This is a genomic window from Agromyces luteolus, from assembly GCF_009729855.1.
In the GTDB taxonomy this organism is placed as follows: Bacteria; Actinomycetota; Actinomycetes; order Actinomycetales; family Microbacteriaceae; genus Agromyces; species Agromyces luteolus.
This window is the reverse complement of record NZ_WODA01000025.1, coordinates 258,514-275,270: the sequence shown is the minus strand read 5'-3', so window position 1 is coordinate 275,270 and position 16,757 is coordinate 258,514. Positions and strand designations below refer to the sequence as shown.

Sequence of the window (16,757 nt, the reverse complement as noted above, 5' to 3'; positions counted from 1 at the left end):
CGCGAAGGAGAGGACATCGTGTCTGCAGTGAACAGTTTCGGGGCGAAGGACACGCTCCAGGTCGGGGACACCTCCTATGAGATCTTCCGGATCGACACCGTCCCCGGGTACGAGAAGCTCCCGTTCAGCCTGAAGGTCCTCCTCGAGAACCTGCTGCGCACCGAGGACGGCGCGAACGTCACGCGGGAGCAGATCGAGGCGCTCGGCTCGTGGGTCCCGACGGCCGAGCCCGACACCGAGATCCAGTTCACCCCCGCACGCGTCGTGATGCAGGACTTCACCGGCGTGCCCTGCATCGTCGACCTCGCCACGATGCGCGAGGCGGTCACGGCGCTCGGCGGCGACCCGAACAGGATCAACCCGCTCTCGCCCGCCGAGATGGTCATCGACCACTCGGTCATCGCCGACCTCTTCGGCACCGAGAACGCGCTCGAGCGCAACGTCGAGATCGAGTACGAGCGCAACGGCGAGCGCTACCAGTTCCTCCGCTGGGGCCAGACGGCGTTCGACGACTTCAAGGTCGTGCCGCCGGGCACGGGCATCGTGCACCAGGTCAACATCGAGCACCTCGCCAAGGTCATCTACGACCGCACCGTCGACGGCGTGCTGCGCGCCTACCCCGACACGTGCGTCGGCACCGACTCGCACACCACGATGGTCAACGGCCTCGGGGTCCTCGGCTGGGGCGTCGGCGGCATCGAGGCGGAGGCGGCCATGCTGGGCCAGCCCGTGTCCATGCTGATCCCGCGCGTCGTCGGCTTCAAGCTGAGCGGCGAGATCCCCGCGGGCGTCACCGCGACCGATGTCGTCCTCACGATCACCGACATGCTCCGCAAGCACGGCGTGGTCGGCAAGTTCGTGGAGTTCTACGGCGCCGGCGTCGCCTCGGTGCCGCTCGCCAACCGCGCCACGATCGGCAACATGAGCCCGGAGTTCGGCTCGACCGCGGCGATCTTCCCGATCGACGACGTCACGCTCGAGTACCTGCGCCTCACCGGCCGCGACGAGCAGACCGTCGCCCTCGTCGAGCAGTACGCGAAGCTGCAGTCTCTGTGGCACGACGCCGACAACGAGCCCGCCTACAGCGAGTACCTCGAACTCGACCTCGGCACGGTCGTGCCGTCGATCGCCGGGCCGAAGCGTCCCCAGGACCGCATCCTGCTCTCCAACGCCAAGGAGCAGTTCAACGCCGACCTGACCAACTACGCCGACGCCGACCACGACCTCGTCGACCTCACGATCTCCGAGTCGTTCCCGGCCTCCGACCCGCCCGGCTTCACGCCGGAGGACGAGCACAGCCACCACGAGCACCACCACCACTCGCACGCACCGCACACGGTCTCGAAGCCGACGCCGGTCACGCTCGCTGACGGCCCGTCGTTCACGCTGAACCACGGCTCGGTCGCGCTCGCGGCGATCACGTCGTGCACGAACACCTCGAACCCGTCGGTCATGATCGCCGCCGGCCTCCTCGCGAAGAAGGCGCTCGACAAGGGCCTGACGTCGAAGCCGTGGGTCAAGACCACGCTCGGCCCGGGTTCGAAGGTCGTCACCGACTACTACGAGAAGTCGGGCCTCGACAAGTCCCTCGAGGGCCTCGGCTTCTACACCGTCGGCTACGGCTGCACGATCTGCATCGGCAACTCGGGTCCGCTGATCGAGGAGGTCTCCTCGGCGATCAACGACAACGACCTGGCGGTCACCGCGGTGCTCTCGGGCAACCGCAACTTCGAGGGCCGCATCAGCCCCGACGTGAAGATGAACTACCTCGCGTCGCCGCCGCTCGTCGTCGCCTACGCCCTCGCCGGATCGATGAACTTCGACTTCGAGACCGACCCGCTCGGGACCGACGCCGACGGCAACGACGTGTTCCTCAAGGACGTCTGGCCCGCGCCCGAGGAGGTCCAGGAGATCATCGACTCCTCGATCTCCCGCGAGCAGTTCATCAAGCAGTACGCCACCGTGTTCGACGGCGACGAGCGCTGGAAGAGCCTGCCGACGCCGGCCGGTCCGGTCTTCGAGTGGGACGACTCGTCGACGTACGTGCGCAAGGCGCCCTACTTCGACGGCATGTCGATGGACCTCACGCCGGTGGCCGACATCACGGGCGCGCGTGTCATGGCCACGCTCGGCGACTCGGTCACCACCGACCACATCAGCCCGGCGGGCAACATCAAGGCCGGCACCCCGGCCGCGCAGTACCTGACCGAGCACGGCGTGGCGCAGAAGGACTTCAACTCCTACGGCTCGCGACGCGGCAACCACGAGGTGATGATCCGCGGCACGTTCGCGAACATCCGACTGAAGAACGAGCTCGTCGCCGCGGTCAACGACGGCCAGGTCGTCGAAGGCGGCTTCACGCGCGACTTCACGCAGGAGGGCGGCCCGCAGTCGTTCATCTACGACGCGTGCATGAACTACCAGGCGCAGGGCACGCCGCTCGTCGTCTTCGGCGGCAAGGAGTACGGCTCGGGCTCGTCGCGCGACTGGGCGGCGAAGGGCACCAACCTGCTCGGCGTGAAGGCCGTCATCACCGAGAGCTTCGAGCGGATCCACCGCTCGAACCTCATCGGCATGGGCGTCGTCCCGCTGCAGTTCCCGGCGGGCGAGAGCTGGAAGTCGCTCGGCCTCGACGGCACCGAGGTCGTCTCGATCACGGGCCTCGAGCAGCTGAACGAGGGCGTCACGCCGAAGACCGTGCGCGTCACGGCCGAGCCGAGCGAGTTCTCGCCCGAGGGCAAGCAGACGGTGGAGTTCGACGCGGTCGTCCGCATCGACACGCCGGGTGAGGCCGACTACTACCGCAACGGCGGCATCCTGCAGTACGTGCTGCGCAGCCTCGTCTGACGACGGCGCGCGACGGGGGCGACGGGCTTCGGCTCGCCGCCCCCGATCTCTGCCCGGGCTCTCAGGTCGCCCGGCGTACACTCGAACGAAACCCGGGCGCACGGCGCCCCTCGCACCCGGAGGCACGACGGATGAGGCTGCTCGACACGATCCGCGGACCGCGCGACCTCGATGCGCTGTCCTACGACCAGGTGGAGGAGCTCGCCCGCGAGATCCGCGAGGTGCTCGTCGCCGACGTCTCGAAGACGGGTGGGCATCTCGGTCCGAACCTCGGCGTCGTCGAGCTCACGCTCGCGATCCACCGCGTGTTCCAGTCGCCCCGCGACCCGATCATCTTCGACACCGGTCACCAGTCGTACGTGCACAAGCTCCTCACCGGACGCAAGGACTTCTCGACCCTTCGGCAGACCGGCGGCCTCGCCGGGTACCCGCAGCGCTCCGAGTCGGAGCACGACGTGGTCGAGAGCTCGCATGCCTCCAGTTCCCTGTCGTGGGCCGACGGCATCTCGAAGGCCTTCGAGATGACCGGCCAGGGCGACCGCCACGTCGTCGCCGTCGTCGGCGACGGCGCCCTCACGGGTGGCATGACGTGGGAGGCGCTGAACAACATCTCCGACGACAACACCCGCAACCTCGTCGTCGTGGTCAACGACAACGGGCGCTCCTACGCGCCGACGATCGGCGGGATGGCGCGTTTCCTGAACTCGGTGCGGACCAAGCAGTCCTACCGATCGCTGCACCTGAAGAGCCGGAGCGCCTTCGACCGACTCGGCTCCCCGGGCCAGGCGATCTATCGCGGCGTCCGCGGCGGCCTGCACGGGTTCCTCAGCCGGGTCAGCGGCAACGAGGCGCTGTACTCGAACCTCGACATCAAGTACATCGGCCCGATCGACGGCCACGACGAGCGCGCCCTCGAGGAGGCGCTGCGCCAGGCCAAGGACTACGGGGCGCCCGTGATCGTCCACACCATCACCGAGAAGGGGCGCGGGTACGAGCCGGCTCGACGCGACGCCGCCGACCAGTTCCACGCGGTCGGCCAGATCGACCCCGAGACGGGCGAGTCGCTCGAGACGGCCTCGGCGCCGTCGTGGACGAGCGTGTTCGCCGACGAGCTCGTCACGCTCGCCGAGCGCGACGAGCGTCTCGTGGGCATCACCGCGGCGATGCTCCGCCCGACGGGCCTGCACCGCATGGCCGAGCGCTTCCCCGGCCGGGTGTTCGACGTCGGCATCGCCGAGCAGCACGCGGTCACCTCCGCGGCGGGCCTCGCCTTCGGCGGCCTGCACCCGGTCGTCGCCGTGTACGCGACCTTCATCAACCGCGCGTTCGACCAGGTCCTGATGGACGTCGCGCTGCACCGGGCCGGAGTGACGTTCGTGCTCGACCGGGCCGGCGTCACCGGGCCGGACGGGCCCAGCCACCACGGCGTCTGGGACCTCTCGATCCTGCAGGTCGTCCCCGGCATCCGCCTCGCCGCGCCGCGCGACTCGGTGCGGCTGGCCGAGGAACTCGCCGAGGCCGTGCGGATCGGCGATGCGCCGACCGTCCTGCGGTTCCCGAAGGGCACGGTCGGCACCGAGTACGACGCCGTCCGCCGCACCTACGACGGCGTCGACGTCCTCGCCGAGTCGGATCGTCGCGACGTGCTCATCGTGACCGTCGGCCCGATGGCCGGGATCGGCCTCGAGGTCGCGAGCAAGCTGGAGGCGCAGGGGATCGGTGCGACGGTCGTCGACCCGCGGTGGGTCGTGCCCGTGCCCGAGAGCGTCGTCTCGCTCGCGGGGGAGTACCGCATCGTGGTGAGCATCGAGGACGGGATCCGGGTCGGCGGCATCGGCACCCGCATCCGCCAGGACCTGCGCGAGGCCGGCGTCGACACGGCCGTCACGGAGGTCGGCCTGCCCGACGAGTTCCTGGACCACGGCTCGCGCGCCGACATCCTCGAGCGGGTCGGCCTGACCCCGCAGCACATCGCCCGCGACGTGACCGGGATGGTCCTCGGGAGCAAGCTCCCGCACGCGCGCAACGCGGGCATCGACGTGCCGACGGACACGGGCGCGCAGCCCAGAGTCTGAGCTCGGGGCCGACCTTCGGCCGCGGGCCTGGCGGCAGCGCGGTCGCTCCGCGGTCAGCCGATTCGGTAGACGTGCTCGACCGCGTCGCCGAGCCGGGTGACACCGGTCAACGTGAGCACGGGCGTGACCTCGGAGACCGGCAGCAGCGGTCGTCCGCGCCCGAGCGCGACCGGCATGTAGGTCACGTGCAGCTCGTCGAGTCGTCCGGCCGCGAGGAACTGCGCGGCGACGGGTCCGCCGCCGACGACCCACACGTTCCGTCCGCCTGCGGCCGCGGTCGCGGCATCCGCAATCGCCCCGACGTCGCCCTGGGCGAAGCGGATGTCGGCCCCCTCGGGCGCCTCGAGAGTTCGGTGCGTGAGCACCCAGGTGGGCATCTCGCCGTACGGCCAGCCACCGCCCTCGCGGAGCACCCACTCGAAGGTGGTCGCACCGAGCACGAGCGCCCCGACCGAGGCGAAGAAGCGCTCGTAGTGGTCGCTGAAGTCGGCCATGCCGAACTGGAGGAGCCACTCGAGCCCGTCGTGTTCGTCGGCGATGAACCCGTCGAGGGTGGCGGCCACGTAGTACTGGATGCGCGTCACGACCCCGAGCATACGAACGGCCCCCGACATCGCGTCGGGGGCCGTTCTGCGGATCAGGCGGGGGTCAGGACTCGACACCCCGGATCGGCGGGTGGTGGAACGTGTCTCCGAACACGCGCTCCGAGGCGCCGACCCGGTCGAGGTAGGGCGTCAGGCCGCCCATCTGGAACGGGAAGCCGGCGCCGAGGACCATGCAGAGGTCGATGTCCTCGGCCGCCGCGACGACCTCGCCGTCGAGCATGAGCTTCGTCTCGCGCGCGAGGCCGTCCTGCAGGCGGGTGAGGATCTCCTCGGGGCTCGACGGGTTCGTGCCGCCGGCCACGATCTTCAGGGCGCCCTTGTCGAAGCCCTTGACCTTGCCCTTGTCGTCCTTGTCGAGCAGCGTGCCGTACTCGGCGAGCGCGTGCAGGTTCTCCGAACGGTAGAACCGGTCGGGGAACGCCGCGTGATGGGTGTCGAGCACGTGCGCGCCCACCTTGAGGCCGACCAGGTCGAGCAGCGCCGACGGCGCCATCGGGAGGCCGAGCGGCGCCATGGCCTGGTCGACCGTCTCGAAGGACGTCCCCTCGTCGACCGCGCGCATCGCCTCGCCGAGGAGCACGGCGAGGAGGCGGTTGACGACGAAGCCCGGGGTGTCCGCCGTGATGACGGCGTTCTTCTTGAGCTTCGCGGCGGTGACCATCGCGGTCGAGAGCGTCGCGTCATCCGTCTTCGTCGTCTTCACGACCTCGATGAGGGGCATGACCGCCACGGGCGTGAAGAAGTGGAAGCCGACGACCCGCTCGGGGTGCTCGAGCTTCGCGCCGATCTCCTCGACCGACAGCGACGAGGTGTTCGTGGCGAGCACGGCCTCGGGGGAGACGACCTTCTCGATCTCGGCGAACACGTCCTGCTTGATCGTGAGCTCCTCGAAGACGGCCTCGATCACCCAGTCGCAGTCCGCGAACTCCGACTTGTCGGTCGTGCCGTGCACGAGGGCCTTCAGGCGGTTCGCCTCGTCGGGGGAGATGCGCCCCTTGCCGAGCAGGGCGTCGATCTCGCCGGTGATGTAGGCCACGCCCTTGTCGACGCGTTCCTGGTCGAGGTCGGTGATGATCACCGGCACCTGGAGACGGCGGAGGAAGAGCAGTGCGAACTGGCTCGCCATGTACCCGGCGCCGAGGACGCCGACCTTGGTGACGGGCTTCGCGAGCGCCTTGTCGGGAGCCCCGGCCGGGCGCTTGGCCCGCTTCTGCACGAGGTTGAAGGCGTACATCGACGCGTGGAACTGGTCGCCCGAGACGAGGTCTGCGAGCATCTCGTCCTCGCGGGCGAAGCCCTCCTCGCGCGTGCCGGACTTCGCGGCCTTGAGCAGCTCGAGCGCGGCGTACGGCGACTTCGGCACGGTGCCGATGCGGCTCTGCAGCATCTTCTTCGCGATGGCGATCGCCGCGTCCCACTTGACCATGCGCTCGAGCTTGCCGGGCTCGTTGGGTCGCTTGACCTTCACGCGGCCCGAGATGACGTCGTCGGCCCAGCGGATCGAGTCCTCGAGGTAGTTCACCGAGGGGAACATCACGTCGGCGATGCCGAGCTCGAGCACCTCGGGGGCCTTGATGGTCCGGTTCTGCTTGAGCGGGTTCTCGACGACGATCTTCAGCGCGTTCTCGATGCCGATGAGGTTGGGCAGCAGGGTCGCGCCGCCCCAGCCGGGGATCATGCCGAGGAAGACCTCGGGCAGCGCGAGGGCGGGCAGCGAGGCGTCGACCGTGCGGTAGTCGGCGTGCAGTCCGATCTCGACGCCGCCGCCGAGCGCGAGCCCGTTGACGAAGGCGAACGAGGGCACGCCCACGGTCGCGAGCTTGCCGAGCGCGTGGTGACCGAGCTGTGCGATCCGCAGGCCGGCCTCGCGGTTCGGCAGCTGCGAGACCTTCGAGAGGTCCGCGCCCGCGGCGAGGATGAAGGGCTTCCCCGTCACCGCGACGGCGTGGATCTCGCCGGCGGCGGCCCGGGCGGTCAGTCCGTCGAGCGCCGCGGCGTACTCGAGCAGGGTGTTCGGGCCGAGCGTGTTCGGGCGCGTGTGGTCGCGCCCGTTGTCCAGCGTGACGAGCGCCAGGGTGCGCCCCTCCGAGAGGGGGATGTCGCGCACGTACGAGTGCGTGACGACCTCGTCGTCGAACATGCCCGCGAGCTCGGTGAAGTCGATCTGCGTGTAGTCGGTCATCGTCGTCGTCCTCAGGCCTTCTTCGCGGCCTTGCGCGAGTAGTTCGGGTTCTCCCAGACCATCGTTCCGCCCTGGCCGAGGCCGACGCACATGGTCGTGATGCCGTAGCGCACGTCGGGGCGCTCGGCGAACTGGCTGGCGAGCTGGTTCATCAGGCGCACGCCCGAGGAGGCGAGCGGGTGGCCGACGGCGATCGCCCCGCCCCAGGGATTGACCCGCGGGTCGTCGTCGTCGATGCCGTAGTGGTCGAGGAGCGAGAGCACCTGCACGGCGAACGCCTCGTTGACCTCGAGGATGCCGATGTCGTCCATCGTCAGGCCCGCGATGCGCAGCGCCTTCTCGGTCGCCGGCACCGGGCCGATGCCCATGATGGCCGGGTCGACGCCCGCGAAGGCGTAGCTCACGAGCTTCATCTTGACGTTCAGGCCGTACTCCTTCGCGGCGTCGTCGCTTGCGAGGAGGGCGGCGGTGGCGCCGTCGTTCAGGCCCGACGCGTTGCCGGCGGTCACGCGCCCGTGGGGGCGGAACGGGGTCTTCAGGGTCGCGAGCCCCTCGAGGGTGGTCTCGGGACGCATGACCTCGTCGCGCGTGGCCAGGCCCCAGCCCTCACCGGTGCGGATGGCGACGGGAACGAGGTCCTGCTGGATCCTGCCCGCCTCGTAGGCCGCCGCGGTCCGCTGCTGGCTGCCCATCGCGTACCGGTCGGCCCGCTCCTTGGTCAGGTGCGGGAAGCGGTCGTGGATGCGCTCCGCGGTGGCGCCCATGACGAGCGCGTCCTCCGAGACCATCTTCTCGGCGACGAAGCGGGGGTTCGGGTCGACGCCCGAGCCCATCGGGTGGTGGCCCATGTGCTCGACGCCGCCGCCGATCGCGAGGCGGTACTGCCCGTAGCCGATCGAGCCGGCGAGCATCGCGACCGAGGTCATCGCGCCGGCGCACATGCGGTCGATCGCGAAGCCGGGAACGGACTTCGGCAGGCCCGCGAGGATCGCGGCGCTCCGGCCGATCGTGAGTCCCTGGTCGCCCGTCTGGGTGGTGGCCGCGATGGCCACGTCGTCGATCTGGTCCTTCGGCGCGTTCGGGTTGCGCTCGAGGAGCCCGACGATCGCCTTCACCACCAGGTCGTCGGCCCGGGTGTTCCAGTACATGCCCTTTTCGCCGGCCTTGCCGAAGGGGGTACGGACCCCGTCGACGAACACGACGTCAGCTCGTTCAGCCACGCTGCAGCTCCCTTTCGAATGGAGGATCACCCGATCCTAGGAACGCGCTCCGCGGCCGCCGGAATCGGTTGCCGGTTCCTACGAAGCGTCGTGTGCGGCGTCTTCGAGCGATTGTGCGGCCTGCACAAACGCGGTTGCGATTATCTGTGAGGTAGCGGCAACCTGCCAGGGTCGTGCGCCGAGCTCCTCGAGGGCCGCGCCGATCGCCTCCGGGGTGGCGTCGGTGGGCGGATGCCACGCCAGCCGCCGCAGGTGGTCGGGCGTCAGGAGGTTCTCGACCGGCATGCCGACCTCCTCGGCCACGTCGCCGACGGCCGCCTTCGCCAGTCGGAGCCGGGCATCGGCCTCCGGGTTCCGCGACGCCCAGGCCCGCGGGGGCGGCGGCGCGTCGCTCGGCACGCGCGAGGCGGGCGGTTCGGCGGTGCGGGCGTCCTCGATCGCGGCCCACCATCGGTCGATCTCGGTACGGCTCGCGCGACCGTTGAAGGCCTTGAGGTCGGCGAGCGCTCGCTTGGACTCGGGGAGGGTCTTCGCGACCGCGAGGATCGAGGCATCCGGCACGAGGCGTCCCGGCGCGACATCCGTCTCGGCGGCGAGGTCGTCGCGCGCGTGCCAGAGCGCGCGCGCGACCGCGAGATTGCGTGGCGAGCGCAGCGCGTGGATGCCGCTCAGGCGGCGCCACGGCTCGGCGGCCGGGGGCTTCGCGGCGCGATGGACGGTGGCGTCGAACTCCTGGCGCGCGATCTCCTCCTTGCCCGCGTCGACGAGGCGCTCGGCGAGCCGGTCGCGGACGTCGACGAGGAGCTCGACGTCGAGCGCGGCGTAGCGGAGCCACGACTGGGGGAGCGGTCGCGTCGACCAGTCGGCTGCCGAGTGCTCCTTGGCGAGGCGGATGCCGAGGAGCTCCTCGACCACCGACGCCAGGCCGACGCGCGGCATCCCGAGCAGCCGCGCCGCAAGTTCGGTGTCGAAGATCCCGGACGGGTCGAGCCCGACCTCGCGGAGGCACGCCAGGTCCTGGCTGGCCGCATGCAGCACCCACTCCTCGTCGCGGATCGCCTGCTGGAGGCTCGCGAAGTCGCCGACCATCGTGGGGTCGAACAGGAACGTGCCGGCGTCGCGGCGGAACAGCTGGATCAGGTACGCGCGCTGCGAGTAGCGGAACCCGCTCGCCCGCTCGGCGTCGACGGCGACCGGACCCACGCCCCCCGCGATGGCCTCGACCGCGTCGTCGTAGGCCTCGAGGGAGTCGATCACGTGGAACTCGTCAGCCACGTCTCCTCCTCCGTGGAAGGGCCGTCACCCCCTCCGAGCTCGGAGGCAGGCCGGCCAGCATGCACAGCAACTCACTCCACCCTTCCACATGCGGCGCGATCGCGGCGTCGAGCGGCGTCCACGACGCGCGCAGCTCGAGCTCGGCGCCGTCCCCCTGGCGTGCGAGTTCTCCGTACCCCGTCGAGAGGATCTTCGTGACGGTGCCCGAGGCGGCGACATACCGCGCGCCGTGGGCATCGAGCGCGTCGACGAGCCACGACCAGGCGACGTCGGCGAGGAAGGGATCGACGCCGATGTCGGTCTCGAGCGGGGCCTGCGCGAAGCAGACGACCCGGAAGCGCCCGCCCCACGACTCGGGCTCGGACGGATCGTGGAGGAGCACGAAGCGACCGGTTCCGAGGTCCGAGTCCTCCGCGTGGCGCCCGGGGATCAGGTCCGCCGCGAGCGCGACCGCCCACGGCGCCAGCGAGGAGGGCGCGGCGATCTCCGACACGCGCAGTTCGGCTCGCGGTGTCGCGGACCGCAGCGATTCCAGCGCTGCGGCGAACTCAGGGGGAGGCGTGGTCGCCGAGTCGGACACGTGTGCAGACTAGAGTCTCGATCACGGGGCCGGGTGGCGGCGCGCCGCGAGACGGCCCGTACCGCGTCCGCACGGACGGCGGCGACGGAGACTGGAGGCGGGATGTCGAGGCTCGAGCGCACGGTTGGACCGATCGGTGCGGTCCTCGGCGGCGTCGCCATCGTGGGTGCGGCGTTCGCGGCGGCGACCGCGGCGACCGCGATCGTCTTCGCACGGCGCGTCGTGACGCCCGAGCCGGATCGCGAGGACGACATCCGCATCGACCGCGTCGACCTCGCGGCCGGCGAGGTGGTGCTGTCGGGGTCCGAGGACGCGAGGATGCGCGGCCGGTACGGCCTCTGGTTCGAGCACGACTCGGGCTACGCGCGCGTCGGCGACGTGCTGCACGACGACGGGCACCGGGTCCGGCGCGTCATCGAGTCGGTGGAGTTCGGCCGCCTGGACCGGGCCGCGCGCGGTCGCATCAGCGGGTGGGTGCACCTCGGTCCGTGGGAGGTCGCCGAGCGGTACGAGAACGTGCTCGTCCCGACCCCGCTCGGCCCCGCCCCGGCGTGGTTCGTCCCGGCGACGGATGCCACGGGCGCGCTGTCGACGGACTGGGTCGTCGTCGTGCACGGCCGCGGCGCCAAGCGCCACGAGGGCCTGCGCGCGGTCGAGCCCGCGACCCGGGCGGGATGGTCGTCGCTCCTCGTGTCGTACCGCAACGACGGCGAGGCGCCCGCGAGCGAGGACCGCCGGTACGGCCTCGGCGGCACGGAGTGGGAGGACGTGGTGTCCGCGGTCCGCTTCGCGGTGGAACGCGGCGCCCGGCGCGTGGTCCTCATGGGCTGGTCGATGGGCGGATCCATCGCGTTGCAGACCGTGCTGCGGTCCGACGAGGTCCGCGAGCACCTCGTCGGCGTCATCCTCGAATCCCCGGCGGTCGACTGGCCGGACATCCTGCGCTTCCAGGGACGGGCCCTCGGGCTGCCGGCCGAACTCGGCGGCGCGGTCGCGCGCGTGCTCAGCGCCCCGATCGCGGGGACGCTCACCGGCTTGGCCGCTCCGATCGACCTCGAGGCGCTCGACGCGGTCGCCCGAGCGGACGAGCTGGACGTGCCGATCCTGCTGATGCACAGCGAGGACGACGGATTCGTCCCCATCGACGGATCCCGACGGCTCGCCGAGGTGCGTTCCGACCTCGTGCAGTTCGAGGTGTTCGAGGGCGCGCGGCACACGAAGCTGTGGAACCACGACGCCCCGCGCTGGACGATGCTCGTCCACGACTGGCTGGCCGGCCGCTAGCGCGAACGCCTCGCCGGCGTCGAGCCCCGCTCGCGCCGCCGCTCAGGCGGAGATGCGCTCGGAGAGCTGACGCTTCGCGCGAGCGAGCATGCCCGACATCCCGCGCACGCGGAGCGGCGAGACGGCCTCGCCCAGGCCGAGCGACTGCGGGTAGTCCGCGGGGATCGCGAACACCTCGTCGGGTGTGAGGCCCTCCAGGCCCTGCGCGAGGATCGACGCGAAACCGCGGGTCGTGGGCGCCTCCGCCGGCGCGGTGGCGTGCATGTGCACGACGCCCTCCGGATCGACCTCGACGAAGATGTACACGGGCGACTGGCACTCCTCGACGCGCTCGAGCAGGTCGGGGTGGTCGCGATAGCGCTCCGGCAGCTCCGGCAGTTCGTTGGAGAAGTCGAGCAGCAGCGTCAGCCGGTCCTTCACGCCGAGCGCGAGGAAGTCCTCGCGCGTCTCGGCGAGCGCCGGGGGCAGGGTCGTGGCATCCATCGGATCCATTCTCCCACCCGGCGCCGGGCCGACGCCCTAGCGGGCCGGCGCCTCGCCGCGCTCAGGACCGGTCGCGATCGGCACGCGCACCGCGCTGCCCCATTCCGTCCACGACCCGTCGTAGTTGCGGACGCCCTCGAACCCGAGCAGGTGCGTCAGGACGAACCACGTGTGGCTCGAGCGCTCCCCGATGCGGCAGTAGGCGATGACGTCGTCGCCGTCCGCCAGCCCGACCTCGTCGCGGTAGATCGCGTCGAGTTCGGCGCGCGTGCGGAACGTGCCGTCCTCGGCGGCGGCGCGGGCCCATGGCACGGATGCCGCGGTGGGGATGTGGCCCCCGCGGAGCGCCCCCTCCTCGGGGTAGGCCGGCATGTGCGTGCGCTCGCCCGTGTACTCCTCGGGCGAGCGGACGTCGATGAGCGGGTTGCCGAAGTGCGCGAGCACGTCCTCCTTGAAGGCGCGGATGGCGGTGTCGTCGCGTTCCACGACCGGGTACTCGACGGGCTCGCGGGCGGGCGCGTCGGTGGTCAGCGGGCGGCCCTCGGCGATCCACTTGTCGCGACCGCCGTCGAGGAGGCGGACGTCCTCGTGTCCGAAGAGCGTGAAGACCCAGAGCGCGTACGCGGCCCACCAGTTGTTCTTGTCGCCGTAGATCACGACGGTGTCGTCGCGTGCGATGCCCTTCGCGGAGAGCAGTTCGGCGAACTGCTCGCCGGAGAGGTAGTCGCGCACGACCGGGTCGTTGAGCTCGGTGTGCCAGTCGACCTTCACGGCGCCCGGGATGTGGCCGACCTCGTAGAGCAGGACGTCCTCGTCGGACTCCACGACGACGAGTCCCGGCTCCCCGAGGCGTTCGGCGAGCCAGTCCGTGGTGACGAGCCGCTCGGGGTGGGCGTACTCGGCCAGCTTGGCGGCGGGGTCGAACTCGACGGACATGGGGAACCTCCAGTGGTCGCCCGGTCGGGCGAGTGCGGATCGGGGAGCGGACTAGGCTGGTGACCCGTCCACCACCGAATCTACGCGCCATGCCGGTCGTCGTCACCGCGCACGTCACGAGGTGCAACAGGAGATCCCACGCCGATGACCACTGCCGCGGCATCCGCTCTCGAGCGACTCGTCGACCGCAACCCGTCGATCACGGGCGCCGAGATCGCCTCGGAGCTGGTGCCGCCGCCGCAGTTCGAGCACGCCTCGTTCGAGTCGTACCGGCCGGACCACGACTTCCCGTCGCAGCAGGCCGCCCTCGACCGGCTGAACGCGTTCGCCGGCGCGTGGCGGGCCGCACAGCGGCCCGGGGGGTTCTTCTCGCGCAAGCGCCCGGCCCGCATCGAGCTGCCCGGCGTCTACCTCGACGGCGGCTTCGGCGTCGGCAAGACGCACCTCCTCGCCGCGCTCTGGCACGTCGCGCACGGTCCGAAGTACTTCGGCACGTTCATCGAGTACACCGCACTCGTCGGCGCCCTGGGATACGCGCAGGCGGTGGAACTGCTGCGCGGCGCCCGCCTGGTCTGCATCGACGAGTTCGAGCTCGACGACCCGGGCGACACCATGCTCATGACCCGGTTCCTCGGCGAGCTCATGGCCGGCGGCACCAGGGTCGCGGCGACGAGCAACACGCCGCCGAACGCGCTCGGCGAGGGGCGCTTCGCCGCCGCCGACTTCCTCCGCGAGATCCACGCGCTGTCGTCGAACTTCGAGACGCTGCGCATCGACGGGCTCGACTACCGCCGGCGCGACACCGAGGGGCACGCCGAGGCGCTCGCCGACGACGCCGCGGTCGAGCACGCGGCGGCGACCCTCGCCTCCCGGGGGCACCGCGTGTCGCTCGACGGATTCGACGCCCTGCTGGCGCACCTGTCGACCGTGCACCCGTCGAAGTACATCAAGCTCATCGAGGGCCTCGAGTTCATCGCGCTCACCGGCGTCCGCGAGCTCACGGACCAGAACGCCGCGCTCCGCCTGGTCGCCTTCATCGACCGGGTGTACGACGCCGAGGTCCCGATCCTCGCGAGCGGGCTCGCACTCGACGAGGTGTTCGGCGGCGACATGCTCTCGGGTGGCTACCGTAAGAAGTACCTGCGCTCGATGTCGCGCATGATCGCCCTCACCACGGGCGAGCTCCCTCCGCACGACTGAGCGGTCGGCGCACGCCCGGCACACGTGCTCGGCAGCGATTTCGGAGGCTCGTCGCGGCATCCGGAAACATGCTCGTTACATCGCGCGCGATTCCGTAACCGTTGCGAAACGCAGGGTGCCCCGTGGGCGAAACGTTCCCGCACCATTCTGAACGTCGTACCTCGAGACGAGCCCCAGTCTCATCCCCCTCGCGGTACGTCCCCTGCAAACCAAGAGGTGTGAGGATTACCTATGGATAGCGGCAACATCGCGTGGGCCGTCACGGCATCCGCGCTCGTGCTCTTCATGACGCCGGGCGTCGCGTTCTTCTACGGCGGCCTGGTCAAGGCGAAGAGCGTCGTCAGCATGATGATGATGAGCTTCGGCGCAATGGGACTGATCAGCGTCCTGTGGGTGCTGTACGGCTTCAACATGAGCGCGGTCGGCAGCGCCTGGGAGTTCTCGGGCAACCCCTTCGCCGACTTCGGGCTCGCGAGCCTCGCCGGCGGTGAGTCGGCCAACGCCGACCTGCTCGGCGTGATCTTCGGCGCGACGTTCGCCATCATCACCGTCGCGCTCATCTCGGGCGCCATCGCGGACCGCGCGAAGTTCGGCGCGTGGATGATCTTCGCCGGCATCTGGGCGACGCTCGTGTACTTCCCGGTCGCGGCCTGGGTCTGGGGCGGCGGCTGGATCCTCTCGCTCGGCGACACCCTGGGCCTCCCGGGCGTCATCGACTACGCCGGTGGAACCGCGGTGCACATCAACGCCGGTGCGGCGGCGCTCGCGCTCGCGCTCGTCCTCGGCAAGCGCGTCGGCTTCCAGAAGGGCATGGACAAGCCGCACAACGTGCCGCTGACCCTGCTCGGCGCCTCGATCCTCTGGTTCGGCTGGTTCGGCTTCAACGCCGGCGCGGAGTTCCTCGCCGAGGGCATGCCCGGCGTCGGCCTCATCGCGGTCAACACGCTGGTCGCCACGGCCGCGGCCATCCTCGCGTGGATGATCGTCGAGAAGATCAAGGACGGCAAGCCGACCTCGGTCGGTGCCGCATCGGGCGCCGTCGCGGGTCTCGTCGCGATCACCCCGGCCTGTGCCAACCTGACCCCGGGCTGGGCGACGGTCCTCGGCGTCGTCGCGGGTGCGGTCTGCGCCATCGCGATCGAGCTGAAGTTCAAGTGGGGCTTCGACGACTCGCTCGACGTGGTGGGCATCCACCTGGTCGGCGGCCTCATCGGTACGCTCTACCTCGGCTTCTTCGCGACCGGCACCGGCCTCTTCGTCGGTGGCGACGCCGGCCAGCTGGCCGTCCAGGCGATCGCCGCCGTCGGCGTCCTGCTCTACTCGTTCATCGTCGCCTTCGTGGTCGGCTTCGCGATCGAGAAGACCATCGGCTTCCGCGTGAAGAACGAGGACGAGCTGGCGGGCATCGACACGATCGTCCACGGCGAAGAGGGCTACAAGCTCGAGTCCGTCTGATCCTGCGATCACCGCGAGGGCGGTGAGGATAGTGTGCGGGTGTGCCTGACACCCACCGCTTCCTCACCGCCCTCCGGCGTGTCATCCGCCCGTTCCCGACGTCGCCGGCCGGTCGCCCCGACCGACCTGCGCCGACCGTGACGGATGCCGCGTCGCCGCCGCGAGCCGACGACGAGGAGTGGCCCGGGCGCTCGGGACCGTCGGCGACGGTCGAGCTGGATCCCGCCGGCATCCGTCGCGTGCGGTTCGCCTACACCCCGGAGCGGGACGGCGAACCGGACCCGGGCGAGGTCGTCTGGACCTGGGTGCCCTACGAGGAACGAGACGGTCGGGGCAAGGATCGGCCCGTGGTCGTCGTGGCGGCGGGCACCGAGGGGCGCTTCCTGGCCGTGCAGCTGACGAGCAGGCCGCAGGACGGCAACGGCGACGCCGTCGCGCTCGGCGCGGGGGCGTGGGACGGCGAGGGCCGGCCGAGCTGGGCTCGGATCGATCGCGTCTTCCTCGTGCACACGGACGGGATGCGGCGTGAAGCAGCGTCGCTCGACGCGGACCGGTACGGCCGGGTCGTGGACGCCCTCGCCGCGCGGTACGGGTGGGGGTAGCGCACGCCCGCCG

The 16,757-nt window shown here is 70.8% G+C and carries 13 protein-coding genes; 6 read left to right on the top strand and 7 right to left on the bottom strand.

Annotated features, from left to right (window positions below):
* The first annotated feature begins 18 nt into the window (after positions 1–18).
* Both GLX25_RS14925 and dxs read left to right on the top strand, forming a co-directional pair.
* Positions 19–2,847, top strand: coding sequence for an aconitate hydratase (locus GLX25_RS14925; RefSeq protein WP_166548870.1), 2,829 nt, complete (start codon positions 19–21; stop codon positions 2,845–2,847).
* Positions 2,848–2,978: 131 nt separating this feature from the next.
* Positions 2,979–4,922 (top strand): 1-deoxy-D-xylulose-5-phosphate synthase, encoded by a 1,944-nt coding sequence (gene dxs / locus GLX25_RS14920; RefSeq protein WP_155843317.1) that lies wholly within the window; start codon positions 2,979–2,981, stop codon positions 4,920–4,922.
* Positions 4,923–4,975: 53 nt separating this feature from the next.
* Here the strand turns inward: dxs and GLX25_RS14915 are convergent, their stop codons facing one another.
* From GLX25_RS14915 to GLX25_RS14895, 5 genes are all read right to left on the bottom strand, one after another.
* A complete protein-coding gene (locus tag GLX25_RS14915) occupies positions 4,976–5,506 on the bottom strand; it encodes a dihydrofolate reductase family protein (RefSeq protein WP_271192380.1) in 531 nt (176 codons plus the stop codon).
* A gap of 64 nt (positions 5,507–5,570) precedes the next feature.
* On the bottom strand, positions 5,571–7,709 hold the full coding sequence (locus GLX25_RS14910) for a 3-hydroxyacyl-CoA dehydrogenase NAD-binding domain-containing protein (RefSeq protein WP_155843313.1): 2,139 nt from the start codon (positions 7,707–7,709) through the stop codon (positions 5,571–5,573).
* An 11-nt stretch (positions 7,710–7,720) separates the two neighbouring features.
* A complete protein-coding gene (locus tag GLX25_RS14905; RefSeq protein ID WP_166548869.1) occupies positions 7,721–8,929 on the bottom strand; it encodes a thiolase family protein in 1,209 nt (402 codons plus the stop codon).
* Between the two features lie 78 nt (positions 8,930–9,007).
* Positions 9,008–10,204 carry a ribonuclease D gene (locus GLX25_RS14900; protein WP_166548868.1) on the bottom strand — a complete coding sequence of 399 codons (1,197 nt, stop codon included), beginning with the start codon at positions 10,202–10,204 and terminating at the stop codon, positions 9,008–9,010.
* Positions 10,197–10,784, bottom strand: coding sequence for a DUF3000 domain-containing protein (locus tag GLX25_RS14895; RefSeq protein WP_166548867.1), 588 nt, complete (start codon positions 10,782–10,784; stop codon positions 10,197–10,199). Before GLX25_RS14895 ends, GLX25_RS14900 begins: the two co-directional genes overlap by 8 nt.
* A 102-nt stretch (positions 10,785–10,886) precedes the next feature.
* Between GLX25_RS14895 and GLX25_RS14890 the strand changes: the two genes are divergently transcribed.
* Positions 10,887–12,068, top strand: a complete 1,182-nt coding sequence (locus GLX25_RS14890; RefSeq protein ID WP_155843311.1) for an alpha/beta hydrolase family protein — start codon at positions 10,887–10,889, stop codon at positions 12,066–12,068.
* 42 nt (positions 12,069–12,110) lie between these two features.
* Here the strand turns inward: GLX25_RS14890 and GLX25_RS14885 are convergent, their stop codons facing one another.
* On the bottom strand, positions 12,111–12,551 hold the full coding sequence (locus tag GLX25_RS14885) for a SufE family protein (RefSeq protein WP_155843309.1): 441 nt from the start codon (positions 12,549–12,551) through the stop codon (positions 12,111–12,113).
* Between the two features lie 36 nt (positions 12,552–12,587).
* Positions 12,588–13,487 (bottom strand): sulfurtransferase, encoded by a 900-nt coding sequence (locus GLX25_RS14880; protein ID WP_155843307.1) that lies wholly within the window; start codon positions 13,485–13,487, stop codon positions 12,588–12,590.
* 144 nt (positions 13,488–13,631) lie between these two features.
* Between GLX25_RS14880 and zapE the strand changes: the two genes are divergently transcribed.
* The 3 genes from zapE (at position 13,632) to GLX25_RS14865 (ending at position 16,744) form a co-directional block, all read left to right on the top strand.
* Positions 13,632–14,687, top strand: coding sequence for a cell division protein ZapE (gene zapE / locus GLX25_RS14875; RefSeq protein ID WP_155843305.1), 1,056 nt, complete (start codon positions 13,632–13,634; stop codon positions 14,685–14,687).
* Positions 14,688–14,918: 231 nt separating this feature from the next.
* Positions 14,919–16,142 carry an ammonium transporter gene (locus tag GLX25_RS14870; RefSeq protein WP_155843303.1) on the top strand — a complete coding sequence of 408 codons (1,224 nt, stop codon included), beginning with the start codon at positions 14,919–14,921 and terminating at the stop codon, positions 16,140–16,142.
* A gap of 41 nt (positions 16,143–16,183) precedes the next feature.
* A complete protein-coding gene (locus GLX25_RS14865) occupies positions 16,184–16,744 on the top strand; it encodes a type II toxin-antitoxin system PemK/MazF family toxin (RefSeq protein ID WP_271192379.1) in 561 nt (186 codons plus the stop codon).
* Positions 16,745–16,757 lie beyond the last annotated feature (13 nt).